Origin of the sequence: Stenotrophomonas sp. UBA7606 (assembly GCF_002477705.1) — a bacterium.
Classification (GTDB): domain Bacteria; phylum Pseudomonadota; class Gammaproteobacteria; order Xanthomonadales; family Xanthomonadaceae; genus Stenotrophomonas.
On record NZ_DLJW01000043.1, the window covers coordinates 44164 to 48411 of the forward strand.

Annotated in this window: 5 protein-coding genes; 2 read left to right on the top strand and 3 right to left on the bottom strand. The window is 70.5% G+C overall.

Annotated features, from left to right (window positions below; translation table 11 throughout):
* Positions 1-111: 111 nt before the first annotated feature.
* Together B2527_RS06140 and B2527_RS06145 are read left to right on the top strand one after the other, a co-directional pair.
* Positions 112-1149: a two-component system sensor histidine kinase NtrB gene (locus tag B2527_RS06140; protein ID WP_414717013.1), complete on the top strand. Its 1038-nt coding sequence runs from the start codon at positions 112-114 to the stop codon at positions 1147-1149.
* Positions 1139-2554 carry a sigma 54-interacting transcriptional regulator gene (locus tag B2527_RS06145; protein WP_414717014.1) on the top strand — a complete coding sequence of 472 codons (1416 nt, stop codon included), beginning with the start codon at positions 1139-1141 and terminating at the stop codon, positions 2552-2554. Before B2527_RS06140 ends, B2527_RS06145 begins: the two co-directional genes overlap by 11 nt.
* A 190-nt stretch (positions 2555-2744) precedes the next feature.
* Here the strand turns inward: B2527_RS06145 and B2527_RS06150 are convergent, their stop codons facing one another.
* From B2527_RS06150 to B2527_RS06160, 3 genes are all read right to left on the bottom strand, one after another.
* Positions 2745-3014 (bottom strand): hypothetical protein, encoded by a 270-nt coding sequence (locus B2527_RS06150; protein ID WP_192287010.1) that lies wholly within the window; start codon positions 3012-3014, stop codon positions 2745-2747.
* 63 nt (positions 3015-3077) lie between these two features.
* A complete protein-coding gene (locus B2527_RS06155) occupies positions 3078-3662 on the bottom strand; it encodes a YdeI/OmpD-associated family protein (RefSeq protein ID WP_293706651.1) in 585 nt (194 codons plus the stop codon).
* Between the two features lie 94 nt (positions 3663-3756).
* On the bottom strand, positions 3757-4248 hold a 492-nt coding region (locus tag B2527_RS06160; protein WP_293706652.1), incomplete at its 5' end, for an amino acid permease.

Genomic DNA, 4248 nt, shown 5'->3' on the forward strand with positions numbered 1-4248 from the left:
CCCCTGAAGTGTCACTTGCCGCAATGGCGCGGATAGTGGCCTTGGCGGTGCCAAGCCGCCGTGACGATGCTGCCCAGCCGGTCGCCTTTGCACTACATTGGTGCAATGACGATGCCTGATGACCGCCCCGCGCTGGACGTGCTGGGCACCCCCGTGGCCTGGGCCAGCGCCGATGGCCGCATCCTTGGCACCAACCCGGCCTTCGCGCGCTGGATGGGCGTGAGCGTGCGCCGCCTGGTCGGCCAGCCGCTGGTCTCGCTGGAGGCGCAGGGCGAGGCCCTGGCCAACTTCCTGGCCCGCGACGAGCGCGACGTGCTGCGCCTGCATCGGTTGATCCTGGCCCTGCCGGGCGAGAGCCCGCGTTTCGCCGAGGGTTGGTTGAGCCGGCTGGAGGAGGGCGGCTGGCTGCTGGAGGCCTACCCGGTGGACGAGTTCGTCGCGCCCGATCCGGCGCAGGTGCTGCCCGGCGCACTGTCGGCCGCCCTCAAGGGCCTGGCCCACGAGCTGCGCAACCCGTTGGCCGGGCTCAAGGGCGCCGCGCAGCTGCTGGCCCGCCGGGCCCAGGGCCGCGACGCCGGCGAGCGTGAGTTGATCGACCTGATCGGCGCGGAGATCGAACGCCTCAACGGCCTGCTCGAACAGCTGCTGTCACCGGCCCCGGCACGACCGCACGCGGCCATGAACATCCACGCCGCGCTGGAGCGGGTGCTGCGCCTGGCCGAGAGCGAGGCGGGCTGGTCGGTGCGTATCCAGCGCGATTACGACCCCAGCATCCCCGAGTTCGACGGTGACCCCGACCGCCTGACCCAGGCCGCCTGGAACCTGGTGCGCAACGCCATCCAGGCCGGCGCCACCGTGGTGACGCTGCGCACCCGGGTCGAGCACGGCCTGCGCATCGGCGACCAGATCCAGCCGTTGGCGCTGCGCCTGGAAGTGGCCGACGACGGCCGCGGCGTGCCCGAGGACATGGCCGAGCACCTGTTCCTGCCGCTGGTCAGTGGCCGCGCCGAGGGCACCGGCCTGGGCCTGGCGCTGGCCCAGCAGGTGGCGCGCGAACACCGCGGCACCCTCGGTTACCGTTCGCGCCCCGGCCACACGGTGTTCACCGTGCTGCTGCCGCTAGGCACACAGGAGGCCCGTGATGCCTGACCCCACCACCGCCACCGTCTGGGTGGTCGATGACGACCGGTCGGTACGTTTCGTGCTGACCACCGCGCTGCGCGAGGCCGGTTACACCGTCGAAGGCTTCGAGCATGCGGCGGCGGCCCTGGCCGCGCTGGAAACCCGGCCGGTGCCCGACCTGCTGTTCACCGACGTACGCATGCCTGGCGACAACGGCCTGGCACTGCTGGAGAAACTCAAGGCCGCGCATCCGCAGCTGCCGGTCATCGTGATGAGCGCCTACACCGACGTGGCCAGCACCGCCGGAGCGTTCCGCGGCGGTGCGCACGAGTTCCTGTCCAAGCCGTTCGACCTGGACGATGCGGTGGAACTGGCCCGGCGCGCGCTGCCCGAGCCATTGGTGGAAGACCCGCCGGCGGCGCCACCGCCGGCCGCCGTGGCCGGCCAGGGCGCGCCGCAGCTGATCGGCGACACCCCGGCCATGCGTGCATTGTTCCGCGCCATCGGCAAGCTGGCGCAGGCGCCGTTGTCGGTGTTGATCAATGGCGAAACCGGCACCGGCAAGGAACTGGTGGCCAACGCGCTGCACCGCGAGTCGCCGCGCGCGAAGGGGCCGTTCGTGGCGCTGAACACCGCCGCCATCCCGGCCGAACTGCTGGAAAGCGAACTGTTCGGCCATGAGGCCGGCGCGTTCACCGGCGCACACAAGCGCCATATCGGCCGCTTCGAGCAGGCCGATGGCGGCACGCTGTTCCTGGACGAGGTCGGCGAGCTGCCGCTGGCCAGCCAGGCCAAGCTGCTGCGCGTGCTGCAGAGCGGGCAACTGCAGCGGGTGGGCTCGGACCGCGAGCACCAGGTGGACGTGCGGGTGATCGCCGCCACCAACCTGGACCTGGCCGACGCGGTGCGGCAGGGGCGTTTCCGCGCCGACCTGTACCACCGCCTGGGCGCCTATCCGCTACGGGTGCCGCCGCTGCGCGAGCGCGAGCGCGACGTGCTGCTGCTGGCGGGCTTCTTCATCGAAGAGGCGCGTTCGCGGATGGGCCTGCGCAGCCTGCGCCTGTCCGCCGATGCCCAGGCCGCGCTGCTTGGCTACGACTGGCCGGGCAATGTGCGGGAACTGGAGCATCTGATCGGTCGTGCGGTGCTGCGCGCGCTGGCAGCCAGCGGCACGGTGCGCCCGCGCATCCTCACCGTCGATGCGGCGGCGCTGGAGTTGCCGGTGCACAGCGATGCCAGCGTGCAGGCCCCGGCCGGTGCCGGACAAGCGCTGCAGGCCGAGGACCTGCGCAAGGCCGTGGATGATTTCCAGCGCCAGCGCATCGCCGCCACGCTGGAGCGCACGGCGGGCAACTGGACCGAGAGCGCGCGCCTGCTGGGGTTGGATCGGGCCAACCTGAATCGCCTGGCCAAACGCCTTGGGCTGAAGTAGCCGGGGTTGGGGTTTGAAGGGCTTGTTGGTGGCACTTGCCCCTTTCCCCTATGCCTGCCGCACAAGCGAGGGGCAATTGCGGTACTGCAGTGGACCGGCCGTTCGCATGGACGGCCCCCTGCCTTGTGCCGCAGGCAGGGGTGAGGGCCGGGGAGGGGGAAGCCAGTGCGCCCGGCGTCGTCCCCGTTGCTCAGCCTTCCTCGTCTTCCGGACGGTTCAACGCCGCGGTCATCGCCGCGGCGTCCTCGCGCGCGAGGAACAGGTATTCCAGCTCGCAGCCGCCGAACTTGTCTTCCAGTTCGTGCATGCGCACCGGGTGGCTGCCGAAGCGGTAATGCGTGCTGCCGTCATCGGTATCGATGGCGTACACGCCGAAGGACGGCGGATTGGTCAGCGTGCCTTCCAGCTTGACGGATGACGGGTCGATGGCGCGCTGGATGAGGGCTTCTTGGTCGATCATGGGGGGACGGTAGGGCTGGGGGTCGTGATTTCGGGTGAAGTGGAATCTCTGGCGCGTCCTGCGTCAATGCTTCTCGTGCTTCCAGTTGCGGTGCTTGCCATCGGATAACCACGCGATGGCCTGGGTGATGCGTTGTTGCCGGGTGGTTTCGCGCTTGGCCTCGCCGATCCACTCCAGGTAGTCGCGCTGGTAGCCGGGGGCGAAGCCGTCGAAGGCGGCCTGGGCCTGTGGGGCCGCGGCCAGCGCCTGGGCGAAGGCCGGCGGTATCGGCAGGGCGGCCCGCGGCGTACGCCGCGGGGCCTTCACGCCGCTGTCGATGCGGCGCATGCCCTCGCGCAGTTGCGCGGCGAACGCGCGCTTGTCCGGCAGGTCCCGGGCGTGCTGCAGGCGCCCGTACTGGCCCATGGCCTCGGTGTTGTCGCCCGGGCCGGTCTGGCGTTGCCAGAAGCCCAGCGTGGCATGCGCCTTGAAAGCGGCCATCCCGCACAGCAGCTTGCCCTTGTACAGAAAGCTGGGCATGCCCCACTTGATGGCTTCCTCGGCCTGGCTGCAACCGGCGTGCACGCGTGCCCGGATCTCGCGCAGGATGGGTTGCGCGAAATCGGCGGCGTTGGCGATGTAGGCGTCGACGCGGGGATCGGGGGACATGACGGGGCCTCGGATGCGCGAAGCCTGCCGTCAGTCGGCCGGCAAAACAAGCCCGCCGATGCGGCGGGCTCGTCAACGGCCTGTTTGGGTACGGTCAGGCGCGGCGTAGGCGCCGTGCCAGGCCGCTGCACAGCGCGATGAAGGCGGTGAACACGGCCATCGACAGGAACTGCAGGCGGGTCTCCGGGGTGCTCAACAGCAGCGCGAAGATCAGCGCGAGGATGGCCAGCGCCAGCACCGTCAGGTAGGGGAAACCGGCCATCCTGAATGGCAACGGGGTGCCGTTGCGTTCGGCGCGGCGGCGCAGGATCAACTGCGAGACCAGGGTCAGGGTCCACACCAGCAGGCAGGTCGAGCCGACCACGTTGAGCAGCACCGGCAGCACCTTGTCCGGGTACAGCAGTTCCAGCACGGTCGCGCCGAAACCGAACAGCACGCTGGCCAGCACCGCGATCAGCGGCACCTGGCGGGCGTTGGTGCGGCCCAGCCAGCGCGGTGCTTCGCCACGCGAGGCCAGCGAGTACATCATCCGCGAGGCACCGTAGAGGTTGGCGTTGAGCGCCGAGAGCAGGGCGATCACCGCGAT